General features: G+C 60.6%; 14 protein-coding genes. All 14 read left to right on the top strand.

The annotated features are described in order from the left end of the window. Positions 1–106 precede the first annotated feature (106 nt). The 14 genes from SU48_RS11480 (at position 107) to rplC (ending at position 15,843) form a co-directional block, all read left to right on the top strand. On the top strand, positions 107–1,219 hold the full coding sequence (locus SU48_RS11480; RefSeq protein WP_231881618.1) for a GGDEF domain-containing protein: 1,113 nt from the start codon (positions 107–109) through the stop codon (positions 1,217–1,219). A gap of 379 nt (positions 1,220–1,598) precedes the next feature. Next, the gene (gene pgm / locus SU48_RS11475; protein ID WP_064015360.1) at positions 1,599–3,233 is read left to right on the top strand and encodes a phosphoglucomutase (alpha-D-glucose-1,6-bisphosphate-dependent); all 1,635 of its coding nucleotides are present in this window, start codon (positions 1,599–1,601) and stop codon (positions 3,231–3,233) included. After that, positions 3,230–3,712 (top strand): hypothetical protein, encoded by a 483-nt coding sequence (locus SU48_RS11470; protein ID WP_064015359.1) that lies wholly within the window; start codon positions 3,230–3,232, stop codon positions 3,710–3,712. Before pgm ends, SU48_RS11470 begins: the two co-directional genes overlap by 4 nt. Before the next feature lie 684 nt (positions 3,713–4,396). Further along, positions 4,397–6,571 carry a recombinase family protein gene (locus SU48_RS11465; protein ID WP_064015358.1) on the top strand — a complete coding sequence of 725 codons (2,175 nt, stop codon included), beginning with the start codon at positions 4,397–4,399 and terminating at the stop codon, positions 6,569–6,571. 909 nt (positions 6,572–7,480) lie between these two features. Beyond that, positions 7,481–8,143 (top strand): alpha/beta hydrolase, encoded by a 663-nt coding sequence (locus SU48_RS11460; RefSeq protein ID WP_197474643.1) that lies wholly within the window; start codon positions 7,481–7,483, stop codon positions 8,141–8,143. Between the two features lie 383 nt (positions 8,144–8,526). Continuing rightward, positions 8,527–8,946: a 30S ribosomal protein S12 gene (gene rpsL / locus SU48_RS11455; RefSeq protein WP_026299016.1), complete on the top strand. Its 420-nt coding sequence runs from the start codon at positions 8,527–8,529 to the stop codon at positions 8,944–8,946. A gap of 169 nt (positions 8,947–9,115) precedes the next feature. After that, on the top strand, positions 9,116–9,586 hold the full coding sequence (gene rpsG, locus SU48_RS11450) for a 30S ribosomal protein S7 (protein WP_019011246.1): 471 nt from the start codon (positions 9,116–9,118) through the stop codon (positions 9,584–9,586). 213 nt (positions 9,587–9,799) lie between these two features. Continuing rightward, positions 9,800–11,893 (top strand): elongation factor G, encoded by a 2,094-nt coding sequence (fusA, locus tag SU48_RS11445; protein WP_064015356.1) that lies wholly within the window; start codon positions 9,800–9,802, stop codon positions 11,891–11,893. Positions 11,894–11,994: 101 nt separating this feature from the next. Beyond that, positions 11,995–12,396 (top strand): hypothetical protein, encoded by a 402-nt coding sequence (locus tag SU48_RS11440; protein ID WP_064015355.1) that lies wholly within the window; start codon positions 11,995–11,997, stop codon positions 12,394–12,396. Between the two features lie 107 nt (positions 12,397–12,503). Next, on the top strand, positions 12,504–12,923 hold the full coding sequence (locus tag SU48_RS11435; RefSeq protein WP_064015354.1) for a hypothetical protein: 420 nt from the start codon (positions 12,504–12,506) through the stop codon (positions 12,921–12,923). Between the two features lie 18 nt (positions 12,924–12,941). Continuing rightward, positions 12,942–13,457: an AAA family ATPase gene (locus SU48_RS11430; RefSeq protein ID WP_064015353.1), complete on the top strand. Its 516-nt coding sequence runs from the start codon at positions 12,942–12,944 to the stop codon at positions 13,455–13,457. Positions 13,458–13,678: 221 nt separating this feature from the next. After that, entirely contained in the window at positions 13,679–14,896 is a 1,218-nt protein-coding gene (tuf, locus tag SU48_RS11425; protein WP_064015142.1) for an elongation factor Tu, read from the top strand. 3 nt (positions 14,897–14,899) lie between these two features. Continuing rightward, a complete protein-coding gene (rpsJ, locus tag SU48_RS11420; RefSeq protein WP_014685998.1) occupies positions 14,900–15,223 on the top strand; it encodes a 30S ribosomal protein S10 in 324 nt (107 codons plus the stop codon). Continuing rightward, positions 15,220–15,843 carry a 50S ribosomal protein L3 gene (gene rplC, locus SU48_RS11415; protein WP_064015352.1) on the top strand — a complete coding sequence of 208 codons (624 nt, stop codon included), beginning with the start codon at positions 15,220–15,222 and terminating at the stop codon, positions 15,841–15,843. Before rpsJ ends, rplC begins: the two co-directional genes overlap by 4 nt. The last annotated feature ends 1 nt before the right edge of the window (position 15,844 follow it).

The raw sequence follows: 15,844 nt of genomic DNA, 5'->3' as shown, positions 1-15,844 counted from the left end.
GTTTTCTAAATCATTTGATGTGGGAAGAAGTTATACTGCTGTTGTCCTTGAACCTCTTTCCCAGCCGCCGCCAGACTGTGCCCCATCCCGCTCTGGCTGGAGGCGTATGAAACTGTTTCGCCCTGCGCCCACTTCTGAAGGCGAACGCTGGACGCTGACGCAGCGCCGGATGTTTCTGGTGCTGACCTTGCTGGGTACGGTGGGCGTGGGCGCGGCCCTGTGGGTGCAGGCTCCCGACTTCGATCCGCTGGACAGGGTGGCCTTGCCGCTGTTGGCCCTGACCCTCGTGCTGCTCGATGTGGGCCTGACCCTGCGCCGCATCAGCATCAGCTTGGCTTTCCGCATCGTGTACATCGCCACGTCCGTGTATTTTCTGCTGGCTCTGAACCAGCAGTTTCTGGTGTTCGTGCCAGTCTATACCACCCTCAGCGAAAACACCTACTGGTTCGCGGTGCTGTATGCCGCCGCTTTCCTGACCTTTCCGGCCCGCCGGGCAGTGGTGGTAGCGGGCGGTTTGTTCGGCCTGTCGGCGCTGATTAGTGGGCTTCACCTGTACGCCCTGTTGCAACTGGAGCCCAATCCCCGGCTGGTGGGCGCGGTGGTGCAGTTTTTGCTGGTGGGCGGCGTCATGGTGGCGGTGCAGGGCACGTTCAGCTTTCAGCGCATGCAGTTGCTGGCCGCCCGCGCCGCCGCCTATACCGACGCCCTGACTGGCCTAGCCAACCGCCGCGCCGCCGAGGAGCATCTGGCCGCCCTGTACGCCCGCAAACAGCCGTTCACGCTGGTGCTGTTCGACCTCGATCACTTCAAGGCCGTCAACGATCAGCACGGCCACGCCACAGGCGACTTGGTGCTGAAGGGCGTGTCGAGTGCGGCCCGCAGCCACCTGCCTTCCGAGGGACTGGCCGCCCGCTGGGGGGGCGAGGAATTTTTGCTGGTGTTGCCCCCGCTGCCTGCTCCACAGGTACGCGCCATGCTCGACCTGTTGCGGGCCCAGTTGCGCGAACAGCGTTACGGCGCAGTCGACGGCCTGACCGCCAGTTTCGGGGTGGCCACCGCCCGCCCCGGCGATCACCCCGACGACATCCTGACCCGCGCCGACGCCGCCATGTACGCCGCCAAACGGCAAGGCCGCAACGACATCAAAATGGCCGAATTGCGCCGCACGCAGTTTGGTGGCCCACCCACTCTGCCGGGAAAGCAGCGCCCGGACGCTTAAATTCTGTGAGTGGTCAGTGGTGAATAAAGAGTAGGAAAGGCGCGTTGGCCGAATCAAACTCTGCTTTGACCAAAGAGCGAAATTTTAGAGGATTGGCTATCGGTGCAGTTGGGAGGAATGGCCCAAGGCTCAGGGCCATTCCCCCGAAGAGTGCTTCAGCGCAGTACGCCAGCCCAGACCAGCAGCAGCCACAACACCACCGGAATAGCCAGCGAGCCGACGATCAGCTTCAGCAGTCTCCACCAGTCGTTCAAGAATTCCCGCATAGGCTTAGGGTAACAGGGGAGAGGCGGGACATTTTGCGGGGTGGCTCACCGTGCCGAGTGAATTCTTGAACTGTGTCTAAAGCCTCACAGAGCTTCCTGTCCTAAACTGACGCATGACCCTCAGTGAGCTGGCTGGCAAAGTGGCCCCACAATCCCTGCTGACCAATATTCCGCGCTTGGTGGCGCACTACTACGAAACCCGCCCGAATGTGGCCGATCCCCTCCAGCGCGTGGCGTTCGGCACCAGCGGGCACCGGGGAACCAGCGTCAACGGGTCGTTCAACGAGGCGCACATTCTGGCCGTCACGCAGGCGGTGGCCGAACACCGCGCCGCTGCGGGCATCACCGGGCCGCTGTTTATGGGCCTCGATACCCACGCCCTCAGCGAACCCGCTTGGAGTACGGCGCTGCAAGTGCTGGTGGCCAATGGCGTGCGCGTGTGCGTGCAGCCCGGATTCTTCACCCCCACACCCCTGATCAGCCACGCGATTTTGGCCCACAACCGCGCCGGAGTGGGCGGCCTAGCCGACGGCATCGTGATCACGCCCAGCCACAATCCTCCCCAAGACGGCGGCTTCAAATACAACCCCCCTTCCGGCGGCCCCGCTGATACCGATGTGACGGGGGTGGTGCAGGCCCGCGCCAACGCCATCCTCGAAAACGAGTTGCGCGACGTGAAGCGTGTGACGTTGGCCGAAGCGATGGAAGCCCTCGAACCATTTGATTTCATCACGCCTTACGTGGATCAGTTGCCCGAAGTGGTGGACTTGGACGCCATCCGGCACAGCGGCGTGCATATCGGCGTCGATCCGCTGGGCGGCAGCAGTTTGCCTGTGTGGGAAGCGATTCAGGCCCAGTACAACCTCAATCTCAAGATCGTGAATACCGTTGTCGACCCGCGTTTTGCCTTCATGAGCGTTGACCGGGACGGCAAGATCAGAATGGACTGCTCCAGCCCCTACGCGATGGCGAGTTTGCTGCGCCTGAAAGACGATTTCGACGTGTCTATCGGCAACGATCCCGACGCAGACCGTCACGGCATCGTCACGGCTTCGGGGTTGCTCAATCCCAACCATTACCTTGCCGTCATGATCGAATACCTGTTCCAGAATCGCCCCGGCTGGCGAGCAGATGCGGGCATCGGCAAAACGTTGGTGTCCAGCGCGCTGATAGACCGCGTGGCGGCGGGCATCGGGCGGCGGTTGGTGGAGGTTCCAGTGGGCTTCAAATACTTCGTAGAAGGTTTGCTGGACGGCTCTCTCGGCTTTGGCGGCGAAGAATCGGCGGGCGCGAGCTTCCTCCGCATGAACGGCGGCGCATGGAGTACCGACAAAGACGGCCTGATTCCCGGCCTCTTGGCTGCCGAGATGACCGCCAAAACCGGGCAGACGCCGGGGCAGCGGTTTGCCGCCCTCACCGAACGCTACGGCGCAACCGCCTATGACCGCCAAGATGCACCCGCCAACGCCGCACAAAAGAAGGTTCTGGGCAACCTCTCGCCCGAACAGGTCACAGCCACCACGCTGGGCGGCGACCCGATTACGGGCAAGCTGACCCGCGCTCCCGGCAACGGCGCAGGCATCGGCGGCCTGAAGGTCACCACCGATCAGGCGTGGTTTGCGGCCCGTCCCAGCGGTACCGAGGACGTGTACAAAATCTATGCCGAATCCTTCCGGGGCGCGGAACACCTACAAGTTGTGATGGAAGAAGCCCGCGAGGTGGTGTCGGCGGCCTTGGGAGCGGTATGACCAAGACAGACAGAATCAACGTGAATCCTGATCTCAGTACGCACACCATCATCACCCGCGAGGAAATTACGGACGTGGAATTCGACTGGTTCGCCGCTGACGAGGCGGGCCACGTCGCCCAGTTCCTCGCGGCGGGCGATCCCACCGTGCCCGCCGCCGCCCTTGCCTCCGAGGAACTGCTGGAAGCCCTGCACGTCTGGATCGACGTTCGCCCCGAAACCGAGGAACCCAACGCGCCAGCGGGCGGCTTCGACGAACACCTGACGCCGCCCCAACGCCGGGGAGCCTACGTGTATGACCACATTCCCGGTGAGGTGGGCCTGTACCGCATGGTGGCCGCACCCCGCACGCCCTTCACCGTGGCCGAATTGCCGGACTATTTACAGTCCTATCTAGCGGGCTTAAAGCTGGATGTGCGGTTTGGCGCGGCACGGATTTGGGTGGATGAAGAGGGGGGAGCGGGGGAAGCGACGGGGTGAATGATGAGCTGGAGTTGCAATCTGATCTTATTTTTAGTCGCCATGACCTGAGACTTGATCTTCTGCGGGCCAAACAGCGTTCTCCCCACCCCGTTCCAGCCATTGTTCACTTGCATGGTGGAGCTTGGGTGATGTTTGGTAACAAGAGTTTCCACCACTCTCCCAATCGCGTGTCAGGCGGCGTGGAGGTGTTGTGGTACAGGCTGCACCTCGGTCAGGACGTACAATTCTGTGTGTTGTGCCGCTCGGTGCTGAGCCGCTCGCCACGTTAATTGCGGCTGCTCCTGACGGACGAGTAGCACCGCATGAAGAGCCTCCACCACACACCAGGCCCAGTTATCTTGAGCCTGAATGGTTCGACAGCGGCAGCGTGCTAGACCGAGATTTTGCTTCATCAAGCGGTGAATCACTTCCACGTCCCAACACCAGTACCGCTGTAAAGCTGGAAGCCACTCGGCCTATCATTGGGTTGGACAGCCTCGTTCGGCTCGCTCGCTTTATCCACCGCAGCGGAGCTGCGGCTCTTGTAGAGGACGGTCACCTATGCCCGGATCGAATCTCCCCCCCCGTCGACCCTCTGGCTGAGCCTTTCTCCAGCACGTCAGCAACGCCTGCTCCAGGTGTTGATTCGGTTGCTGGAACGGCAATTACAGACCACCACATCGGAAAAGACGCAGGAGCCTCATGACCGCGTCCATTGAAGTGCGACGTCATCACAAGATCGAGGTGAACCACCTCGACCGGCTGGCCATCGTTTACGTGCGCCAATCCACGCTGGCCCAACTTCAGCAGCATCAGGAATCGACCCGTCTCCAGTACGCGCTCGTCCATCACGCCGCCACTCTGGGCTGGGCTCCAGAACGCGTGCTGGTCATCGATGATGACCAGGGAAAATCTGGAACGAGCGCCGCGGGCCGTCCGGGCTTCACCCGCCTGGTGACCGAGGTGAGCCTCGGTCACGTTGGGTTGATTCTCGGCATTGAGATGAGCCGACTGGCCCGCTCGAACCGCGACTGGCACCACCTGCTGGAGGTCTGTGCCTTATTCCAAACTTTGATTGGAGACACAGACGGGATCTACAATCCGGCCGACTACAACGATCGACTGCTCCTCGGTCTCAAAGGCACGATGAGTGAAGCAGAGCTGCATATTCTCAAGAACCGCATGCATCAGGGCAAACTCAACAAGGCCCGCCGGGGTGCGTTGGGCACACCGACGCCGAGCGGCTATCTCCGGGATGTGTACGGCCAGATTCAGCTGGATCCAGATGAGCAAGTACAACAGGTGATCCGGTTGATCTTCCGTAAATTTGAGGAATTGGGCACCCTGCATGCCGTACTCCACTACCTGGTGGAGGAACGGATTCAGCTGGGCGTCCGCGAGCGGACGCGCGCTGGTGGGGGCCTCTTGACGTGGCGCCGACCCAACCGGATGACCCTGCAGAATCTGCTGCACAATCCGATGTACGCGGGAGTGTATGCGTATGGCCGACGGCAGGTCGACCCCAAGAAAAAGCTGGCTGGACGAAGCTCGACCGGACGGGTGACACTGCCGCCGAGCCAGTGGCATGTGTTGCTGAAAGAGCATGTGCCCGCGTACATCAGTTGGGAGCAGTACCAACAGAATGTCGCTCGTATGGCCGCCAACCGCAATATCGCATCGTTGTCGGGTGCCCCGAAACGGGGCACTGGGCTCCTCAGTGGTGTGCTGAGGTGCGGACACTGTGGGCACCGGATGGTGGTCTCCTATCACACCGCACTCGGTGGATCAGCATTGCGTTACAACTGCATCCGACAGGTATCGGATTACGCAGGTTCACCCTGTTTCAGCTGTACAGGTGCGGTGGTCGACCACTGGGTGACGGCTCAGTTGCTTGAGGCCTTGACGCCGGTCAGTGTGGCCCTCTCCCTCGAAGCACAGGCCGCGCTGAATCGGGATCGTGAAGCTTTGGATCAGCACTGGCACGCCCGCTTGGAACGGGCGCACTATGAGGCAGAGCGTGCTGCCCGTCAGTATCGGGGAGTGGAGCCCGAACACCGTCTCGTCGCGCGTTCCCTGGAACGCGCTTGGGAGCAGGCATTAGAGGCTGAGCGAACCTTGAAAGAGGAGTACGAGCGACACGTTCATCTGCGTCCACGGCAGTTGACCCCAGCCGAGATCCTTCAGGTACAGACCCTGTCAACGGCCTTGCCCGCACTCTGGTCTGCATCGACCACAACGATGCAGGATCGCAAGGAGATCTTGCGCCTGGTCGTCAAACAGATCACGCTCTGGGGCGCAGTCAATGATGAGCGAATGGACGTGCGCATCGAATGGCAGGGGGGAAATGTGACAGGGGGTCAACTGATTCGGCCCGTCGCCCGGCTCGATCAGGTCAGTACATATGCGGAGCTGTGTGCACGGGTCGAGGCGGGGGTGACACAGGAAAAAACGGCACTGGAGATGGCTGACGAACTCAATGCAGCCGGGCTGCGTCCACCCAAACGTCGAACCACTTGGAATGCGGCCCAAGTTCGGAGTCTGGCTCAACGTCTGGGCCTTCAGTTTTCAAAGGGCACAGATGGACGTGCCGTCCCTTCAAGGCGTCCCCCGCGGGCGGGGGACTGGTGGACGCTGGATGGATTGGCACAGAGGCTGAACATGCCGGTCGTAACGTTGTACGGCTGGCTGCACCGAGACATCGTGAAGGGAGAACAACTGAAACAAGGGGGAACCTGGCGAATCTGGGCGGATGATGCGGAGGTCAGGCGACTCCAAGTCTTGAGAGCTGAACCCATCGGCGCTCGGCAACATCGGCAATGGGTCAGTAAAGCCACTTCAATGCTGGAAGAACCGGAGGTTCGAGATGTATCACCGTAATCGAGTTGGCCCGTCTCGATGCCCCAGCGGGCCTTCCAGGCCCGCAGCAGCGCCCGGACGGTGAAGGCAGCATCAAACGTGCTGAACAGAAAAAAGCAGCTCCATTGGCCGTGAACCTTGCGCCAAATGATGAGCACATCGAAGGCCCCGACGTCACGCGACACGGAGAGCCGACGGACACGCCAAGCGAACTCGGCATAGAGATGGCACCGTTCGGGCGGAAAGCGCTGTGCTAGAGCGTTGAGGGTGAGTCTCTCACCCTCAACTTCAACACTCATATTCCGCTTGGCTCGCACCAGCACGGGGATCTGCGTGTCGTGACTGAAGGTCACGACCTCATTTCGTCCGAACTCTCCATCCAGCAGCAGCCCAGCGATGGACACCCCGGCCTCCCGGCACTGCGTGACGGTGTGAATCATCTCTTGGGTCGCGGTGCGGTACGGATACGCAGCGGTCTCCAACAGGCGAGAGACTGTGAACCGCTCCAACAGTGGCGTCGGATCGGTCCCGAACTTCACCAAGGCCGCTGAGGTGAACTGGTGCCCCAATTGAGTCCGCGCCTGACCGCTGTAGTGAAAGTTCAGACCCTCCATCTCCAGCCCCGCGTGCGGCACCATCACAAAGTCAATAGCCAAGAGCGCGCCACACGGCGCGCTCTTGGCTCGACGCTGGAGATCTTGGGTCGTCGTGAACGATTGCTGTGCCAGGGACTGGCACAGCGTGCTTTTCCGGACGGTGCTGTAGGGGGCGATACCACTCACACTGGTGGCACGATTCAACAACGCGGTGACGATGCTGAGCGGTAGGCTGGAGGAGCGAGGCATAGACACTTCGCATGAAGGCCCACGAGACCGGGGAATTTCAATCCCCTCCTCAAGGGCCTTCGTTGCTGTCGCCATAAATCCCTGCGTGGAAACTCTTGTTGGTAAGTATGCGGTGGACAATCAATTTCTAGCTGGTCAAGGCTACGTGACGGTCAGTATTGATTACCGTCTGGCAGGTGAAGCTCTTTTTCCCGCCCAAATCCACGATGTCAAAACGTCTGTTCGCTGGCTGAGGGCGCACGCAACTGAACTCATGATCGACCCCAGCCGTATTGGTGTTTGGGGGATCAGTGCAGGCGGGCACTTGGCTGGATTAGTGGGCACTTCATCGGGTATCAGGGAACTGGAAGGCGAGGACGGGGGATGGGCCGATCAGGATTCATCTGTGCAGGCGGTAGCAAGCGTTTGCGGCCCAATGTTATTCAATGAACTGTCGTGGATACACGGGGAAGGGCCGTTTCCATTGTTCGGAGAACGTATTAAAGATGTACCCGAAACGGCAGCTTTGGCTAGTCCATTTACCCACGTCTCGCCATATACGCCCCCTTTCGCGTTCGTGCACGGTAAGCAGGACGCGGTGGTTCCGGTTGTTCAGTCACGCTTGATGCATGAGCGCCTGCTTGAGGCCGAAAGACCAACTGAACTGCATATGATCGAGGGCGGTCACGAAATCAATATGACCCACCAGGTAGAGATGCAGCGCTATCTCAGTGCTTTCTTCAGTCGGGCTTTGAAGCACACTGTATAAGCCTATAAAGTCCTTCTACAGTGCATAGAACCAATAGAGGCCGTTTTCTGCTGAGTAGACCGACAATAGGCTAAGCCACAGCGCTGCAAAAACGGGCCATGCCCACGCCTTGCGCCACCACCCCTTCCCGCGCTATGCTACTTCGGTTGAAAACTGCCTCGGTACAGGGTTGCACCGGGGGGTTTCTCGGCACGCGCGGTTTAAGAATGTTTGGCCCTGCAAGGAGGCCGATGCTGACGGCTTCTCCGAGCCAGCGGCCCGTCTAAATACGCGCAGATCACCTCAGGCTTTACTGCCAACCCGAACCTGCCCCCAGGAGTGGGCGGGACTCCACGCACGCATTCTCAGAAGTTTTATCTGGCCCTACAGAGGAGTGATTTACCCTGCCTACCACCCAGCAACTGCTTCGTAAGGGGCGCACCGCGCTTCAGAAGAAGAGCAAAGTTCCTGCCCTCAAAGGCAGCCCCTTCCGCCGTGGCGTTTGCACGGTCGTTAAGACCACGACGCCCAAAAAGCCCAACTCGGCGCTTCGTAAGATTGCCCGTGTGCGCCTGAGCAGCCAGTTTGAAGTGACTGCGTACATCCCCGGCGAAGGCCACAACCTTCAGGAACACAGCGTGGTTCTGATTCGCGGCGGACGTGTGAAGGACTTGCCCGGTGTGCGCTATCACATCGTGCGCGGCAGCCTCGACACCCAAGGCGTGAAAGACCGCAACAAGAGCCGCTCCAAGTACGGCACCAAGAAGCCCAAAGCGGGCGCGGCTGGCAAGGGCGCACCGGCTACCGGCGGCAAGAAGAAGTAACTCCCACCGGGTGTAGAAGCGCAGGGGTGACTTTGCAGCTCCGCCCACCGGGTTCTTTTTGTACAGGTGCCGTTCCTCTAGTCCGGCGTTCTGCCAGAGGTGAGGCCAATGCAGCAAGTTCAGTTCCACTCTCAGTTTGCCTGATCACAGGCGTTTTTAAGGAGTCAACATGGCACGTCGCCGCCAAGCAGAAGTGCGCCCGATCCAGCCCGATCTTGTTTATCAGGACGTGTTGGTCAGCGCCATCATCAACCGCATCATGGAAGACGGCAAGAAGAACCTTGCCAGCCGCATCTTTTACGGGGCCTGCCGCCTCGTGCAGGAGCGCACCGGTCAGGAGCCTCTCAAGGTCTTCAAGCAGGCCTTCGACAACATCAAGCCCCGCGTCGAAGTTCGCAGCCGCCGCGTAGGTGGCAGCACCTACCAAGTGCCCGTCGAAGTCAGCGTGCGCCGTCAGCAGAGCCTCACTCTCCGCTGGATGATCAGCGCCGTAGACGGACGCCCCGAGCGCACCGCCATCGAGCGCCTCGCCGGTGAAATCATGGACGCCGCACAGGGCCGCGGCGGAGCCATCAAGAAGAAAGACGACATCGAGCGGATGGCAGAAGCCAACCGCGCCTACGCGCACTACCGCTGGTAATACCCCACCCTTGCGCCGCTGCGAGGCGGCCCAAACGGGGACGAAGATGGACAGCGGCGCATCAGCCTCGCTGCTCCATCTTTTTTTGCCGATCTGTACCAGCAGTCAGCCCTGATCCACTTCACCGGCCTCGCGGCTTAGACTTGGATCACTCCGGAATTGTAGTAATACTGCGGTGACGTGACACGTTGCCCCCCAGAATCAGGGAGTCTTATGACCACCAAATCCCAGACCTACCTTCACCACTTCCGCAATATCGGGATTGCCGCGCACATCGATGCAGGCAAAACCACCACCACCGAGCGCATCCTGTACTACACGGGACGCACGCACAACATCGGCGAAGTGCACGACGGCGCAGCGACGATGGACTGGATGGAACAGGAGCGCGAGCGCGGCATTACCATTACCGCCGCCGCCACCACCGCCAAGTGGAAGCACAGCGCCACGGGCGAAGAGTACACCGTCAACATCATCGACACGCCCGGACACGTGGACTTCACCATTGAAGTCGAGCGTTCCATGCGCGTGCTCGACGGCGCAGTGGCCGTGTTCGACTCCTCTCAGGGCGTCGAGCCTCAGAGCGAGACCGTGTGGCGTCAGGCTGACCGCTACGGCGTGCCCCGCATCGCGTTTTCCAACAAGATGGACAAGACCGGCGCAAGCTTCGAACTCGTGCTGAGCGACATCAAAGAGCGTCTGGGCGCAATCCCCGCTCCTATCCAGTACCCCATGGGTCAGGAAAGCGAGTTCAAGGGCATCATCGACCTTGTTCGCCAGCGTGCCCACACCTACACCAACGACCTCGGCACCGACATCACCGAATCCGACATTCCCGAGCAGTACATGGACAAGGTTCGCGAAATGCGCGCCCAGTTGATCGAAGCTGCCGCTGAAGTCGACGAAGACGTGATGATGAAGTTCCTCGAAGGCGAAGAACCCACCGTCGAAGAAATGGTCAAGGCCATCCGCAAGGGCACCATCGAGAAGCGCATTTTCCCTGTGCTGTGCGGAAGCGCCCTGAAGAACAAAGGCGTTCAGCTTCTGCTCGACGCTGTGGTGGACTACCTGCCCAGCCCGCTGGAAGTGCCTGCTATTAAAGGCAAGCTCGAAGACAGCGAAGAAACCGTCGAGTTCCCCGCTGACCCTGACGGCAAGCTGGCCGCGCTGGCATTTAAGATCATGGCTGACCCCTACGTGGGCCGCCTGACCTTCGTGCGTATCTACTCGGGCACCATGCAGTCGGGCAGCTACGTGTACAACGCTACCAAGGAAAAGCGCGACCGCGTGGGCCGTTTGCTCCGTATGCACGCCAACAGCCGTGAAGAAGTGACCGAGTTGCGTGCAGGCGAACTCGGCGCAGTGATCGGCCTGAAGGACGCCGGAACGGGCAACACCCTGATCGGCGACGGCGATGACCGCGTGCTGCTGGAGAGCATCGACGTGCCGGAGCCTGTGATCAAGCTGGCCATCGAGCCCAAGACCAAAGCCGACCAAGAAAAAATGGGCATCGGCCTTCAGAAGCTGGCCGAAGAAGATCCCACCTTCCGCGTGGAATCCGATCAGGAAAGCGGCCAGACCACCATTTCGGGCATGGGCGAGCTTCACCTCGAAATCCTCGTTGACCGCCTGAAGCGCGAGTACAAGGTGGAAGCCAACGTGGGCGCACCTCAGGTGGCCTACCGCGAAACCATCACCCGCGCCGTAGACGTGGAAGGCAAATTCGTTCGTCAGTCGGGCGGACGCGGCCAGTTCGGTCACGTCAAGATCAAGGCCGAGCCGCTGGAACCCGGCGCAGGCTTTATCTTCGAAAACGCCGTCGTGGGCGGCACCGTGCCCCGCGAGTTCGTGAACCCGGCCCAGAAGGGCATCGAAGAAGCCATGCAGAGCGGCCCCATGTTGGGCTTCCCCGTGGTGGACATGAAAGTCAGCCTGTACGACGGCTCTTACCACGAAGTGGACTCCTCCGAAATGGCGTTTAAGATCGCCGGATCGATGGCCCTCAAGGAAGCCGTTCAGAAGGGCGCACCCGCTCTCCTCGAGCCCATCATGCGCGTCGAAGTGACCGTGCCCGACGACTACATGGGCGACATCATCGGTGACCTGAACAGCCGCCGTGGTCAGATTCAGGGCATGGAAGCACGCGGCAACGCGCAGATCGTCCGCGCTTTCGTACCCCTCAGCGAAATGTTCGGCTACGCCACCGACATGCGCTCTATGACGCAGGGCCGCGCAAGCTACTCCATGTTCTTCGCCCACTACAGCCAAGTGCCCAACAACATCGCCCAACAGTTGATGAAGAAGTAAGCAGCAAGCTTTAGCTAGCTGAAAAGCCCCTGCCTTAATTGGCGGGGGCTTTTTTATTGATCTGCACCGATCCTCTCGTATCTGCATGTTACTTTGAAGCTATGAAGCCGCAAAAACTGTCTTGGGTCACCACGCCTCTGTTGATCATGTTCATTTTGCAATTGCTGGGCCTGGCAGTCTTGCCTTTTTTGGCTCCGCTGGTGAATAGCATTGCCAACACGGCGGCCACCGATCCGACCAGCGGCATTACGGCAGATCAGTTGGGCCTTCTGCGGGTTTTTACAGGGGCGACCCTATGGGTCAGCTTTATCATCGCAGCGGCTTGGGCAGCGTTTACTTTTCTGACCTACCGGGCGATGGGGCAGGGGAGAGGCTGGGCCAGAGTCGCCGCTATCGTCATTGCCATTCTGGGCCTGTTGAATTTCCCCATCGGCACTATTCTCGGTGTGCTGATCCTGATCGGCGCGTTTGACCCAGATGTGCAACGTTTCGCCAGTCGTTGAGGCAAAGGTGCTGAGGCAAGCAGAATGAAGCGTGTGGGCCGCCGTGCTTGGTTGAGTGCAGGGCGGCCCGCCTGTGATTTGAGTTCTTATGGGCTAGGCTGGGCGAGATGAGTTTGCCTACGCCCCCGCCCACTGCGCCCCGCCCTCCCCGGCTGACTTTCGTGACCACGCCGCTGCTGATCGCGCTGATCTACAACGCCATATCGCTGCTGACGCTGCCTTTTTCCGGTGACACCATCAACGAAACGGTGCTGCAAGTCGAGAAAACGCTAGGTGCGCCCATGACGCCAATGACACCCGAACTGGTCACGACGGTGCTGTGGGTGTCCTTTTTCATTACGTCTGCTCTCGTGCTGCTGCTGTATTTCACGCGCCGCGCTCTGCTGGAAGGCCGAAGCTGGGGCCGGGTGTCCAGCATCGTCATCGCGGTATTGAGTTTGCTGCTGTTTCCCTTCGGCACTGTGCTGGGTATCTTCATGCTCATCGGAGCCTTCGACAAAGACGTGCAGGCTTACGCCAACAAGTAGCCCAAAACTGGTGAGGAGATGACGCCCACGCTAACACTACTGTGTGGCCTGCCCGGAAGCGGCAAAACCACGTTGGCCCGCAAGTTAGAGATTCAGGGACGCACGCTCCGACTCTCTTCCGATGACTGGATGGTGCCGCTGTTCGGCCAACACATGCCGCGTGAAGTCTTCGATGCACGGCTGGCGGCGATCCGTGAGTTGCAATGGGAACTGGCCGCCCGCCTGCTAGGTTTGGGTCTGAACGTGCTCCTGGATGATGGCTTCTGGCGCAAAGCCGAACGTGACCTCTACCGTTCGCGGGCCAAACAAATCGGCGTCCCCTGCCAAGTCATCTTTTTAGATGTGCCTTTGCCCGAGCTTCAGCGCCGTCTGACCGTCAGAAACGCAGTGGCAGAGGCTGGAACATTCTTGATCGATGCCCCTGCTTTGGCGCTCTTTCAGAGCTGGTTCGAGCCGCCGAGTGTCGATGAGCCGAGCGTTATTGTCTATTCGGCAACACCTCCAACGCCGCATGAACAGGGCCTTGAACCTTGAGCAAGTTTTAGCTAGAATTGTTAGTCGGTGCGCCGTGAGCTTTCGCGGGTAGGATTATCCGCGCGGTTCCGGTGCAGCGTGCCAGCATGGCGGGACACTGCCCTGGCGAGAATCAACCCAATGTGGGCACACACCACCCGAACCCTGCGGTATGCGCGGGGGAAACCCGATCAAAGGGCCGGTTTTGCGTGTGAATCCACCTCTTGGAGGGAGTACAGATCATGGCAAAGGGAACGTTTGAGCGCACGAAGCCCCACGTGAACGTGGGCACGATTGGACACGTCGACCACGGCAAAACCACGCTGACGGCGGCGATCACCTTCACGGCGGCATCGGCTGATCCGAGCATCGAGACCCAGCGCTACGATCAGATCGACAAAGCCCCGGAAGAAAAGGCGCGTGGCATCACCATCAACACCGCCCACGTCGAGTACAACACCACCGCCCGCCACTACAGCCACGTCGACTGCCCCGGCCATGCCGACTACGTCAAGAACATGATCACGGGTGCGGCGCAGATGGACGGCGCGATCTTGGTCGTCAGCTCCGCGGACGGCCCGATGCCCCAGACCCGCGAGCACATCCTGCTCGCCAAGCAGGTCGGCGTGCCCCATATCGTCGTGTTCATGAACAAAGTCGACATGGTCGACGACGAAGAGTTGCTCGAACTCGTGGAAATGGAAGTGCGCGAGCTGCTCTCCAAGTACGAGTTCCCCGGCGACGACTTGCCCGTGATCAAGGGCAGCGCCCTGCAGGCGCTGGACGCACTGGTCGCCAACCCCAAGATGGAGCGCGGCACCAACAAGTGGGTCGACTACATCTGGGAACTGCTCGATGCGGTGGACACCTACATCCCCACCCCCGAGCGTGACACCGACAAGACCTTCCTGATGCCCGTCGAAGACGTCTTCACCATCACCGGACGCGGCACCGTGGCCACGGGCCGCGTGGAGCGCGGAATCGTCAAAGTGCAGGACGACGTCGAAATCATCGGTCTGCGCGACACCAAGAAGACCACCGTCACCGGCATCGAAATGCACCGCAAGTTGCTCGACTCCGGCATGGCCGGCGACAACGTCGGCGTGCTGCTGCGTGGCGTGGCCCGTGATGACGTGGAGCGCGGTCAAGTCTTGGCCAAGCCCGGCAGCATCAAGCCCCACACCAAGTTCGAAGCCAGCGTCTACATCCTGTCCAAGGATGAAGGTGGCCGTCACAGCGCGTTCTTCGGTGGCTACCGCCCCCAGTTCTACTTCCGCACCACCGACGTGACCGGTGTGGTGGAACTGGCTGAAGGCGTGGAAATGGTCATGCCCGGCGATAACGTGACCTTCGTGGTCGAACTGATCAAGCCGATTGCCATGGAAGAAGGCCTGCGCTTCGCCATCCGCGAAGGTGGCCGCACCGTCGGCGCAGGCGTCGTCGCCAAGGTTCTGGAGTAAATCATGGTCGCCCCGAAGATTCGTATCAAACTGCGTGGTTTCGACCACAAGGCGCTGGATCAGTCCGCGAGCAAAATCGTGGACACGGTTCGGCGCACCGGGGCGGATGTCAGCGGGCCTGTGCCCCTGCCGACCCGCATCCGCCGCTTTTGCGTGCTGCGCTCGCCCTTCGTGAACAAGGACAGCCGCGAGCACTTTGAAATCCGCACGCACAACCGTCTGGTGGACATCATGAACCCCACCAAGAAGACGATTGACAGCCTGATGACCCTCGACCTGCCCACCGGCGTCGACATCGAGATCAAGACCGTGGGTGGCCGCGCATGACCAAGGGCATCCTCGGTACCAAGATCGGCATGACCCAGATCTGGAAGGGCGACCGCGCCGTTCCCGTGACGGTGGTGCTGGCTGGCCCCTGCCCCGTCGTGCAGCGCAAGACCGCGCAGCGTGACGGCTACGAGGCCGTGCAGATCGGCTTTGCGCCCAAGAGCGAAAAGCGCGTCAACCGCCCCGCATCGGGTCACTTCAAGAAAGCCGGGGTCAGCCCCGTGCGCTTCCTTCGTGAATTCCGCGACTTCAACCCCGACGGCGACACCATCAACGTGGACATTTTCGCTGAAGGCGAGAAGATCGACGCGACGGGAACGAGCAAGGGCAAAGGGTTTCAGGGCGTCATGAAGCGCTGGAACTTTAAGGGTGGCCCGGCCAGCCACGGTTCCAAGAAGTGGCACCGTCGCCCCGGCTCCATCGGCCAGCGTAAAACGCCCGGCCGTGTGTACAAGGGCAAGAAAATGGCGGGCCACATGGGGATGGAGCGCATCACCGTGCAAAACCTCGAAGTGGTCGAAGTGCGTGCCAGTGAGAACATCATTCTCGTGAAGGGCGCTGTGCCCGGTGCGAACGGTGGACTCGTGGTGCTGCGCCAAGCCGCCAAGGGAGGCAAGTAAC

The sequence above is a fragment of the Deinococcus puniceus genome (assembly GCF_001644565.1).
GTDB classification, from domain to species: Bacteria; Deinococcota; Deinococci; order Deinococcales; family Deinococcaceae; genus Deinococcus; species Deinococcus puniceus.
This window is presented reverse-complemented; position numbering and strand designations above follow the sequence as displayed.